This window comes from Caballeronia sp. LZ043 (genome assembly GCF_031451075.1).
GTDB lineage: Bacteria > Pseudomonadota > Gammaproteobacteria > Burkholderiales > Burkholderiaceae > Caballeronia.
Window position 1 is genome coordinate 1 of sequence record NZ_JARUXT010000052.1, and the last position, 750, is coordinate 750.

At 65.3% G+C, this 750-nt stretch carries 1 protein-coding gene; it reads left to right on the top strand.

What is annotated here, in order from left to right; translation table 11 throughout:
* Positions 1-750, top strand: a 750-nt coding sequence (locus tag QCE64_RS36440) for a hypothetical protein (RefSeq protein ID WP_310009217.1), incomplete at both ends; no start/stop codon positions are given.

The following is a 750-nucleotide window of genomic DNA, read 5'->3' on the forward strand; positions in this document are numbered from 1 at the left end:
GTGACGTACTCGGGCTATTACCACTACAACAACTACGACGACTCGGAACACAACTGGACGCTGCCGTTCGGCGATGCGCCGTTTGTCGGCGGTCGTCCGGGTGGCTACGCGCAGGTCGCGCCCGCCGATATCCGATACTTCGCGCTGCCCGCCTACGAATCGAGCTTCGTCGCGGGCCGCACGCTCTCGGGCTCGGGCGTGAGCATCGACAACACGGCCGGCAATGCGGGGACGCCGTCTATCGGACTCGCTCCGGCTCAGGCGGGTTCAGGCGTCGTGATCGGCGACCTCGGCACGCGATCCGGCTCGCGAGTGATCGATCCCGTGATCGCGGGCGCGACGGCGCAAGGCGTGTTGCAGAACCTCTCGATTCCGCCAGGCGGCCTGTTCAGTCGCACGAGCGCGCCGGACGCGACCTATCTCGTCGCGACCAATCCGGCTTTCACGAACCAGCGGAGCTTCATCTCGAGCGACTACTTCTTGCGGCAGCTCGACCTCGATCCGCAGAAGGTACAGAAACGCCTGGGCGATGGCATGTACGAGCAGCAGCTCGTGCGCAATCAGGTCACAACGTTGACCGGCCGCGCCGTGCTCGGTCCCTACACTGACACGCAAGCCATGTATGAGGCGCTGCTGGCCGCGGGCGCGTCACTCGCGAAGTCGCTCGATCTGCCGCTCGGCATGAGTCTGTCGCCGGAACAGGTCGCGGCGCTCACGAGCAACGTCGTCATCATGCAGACGGTCATCGTC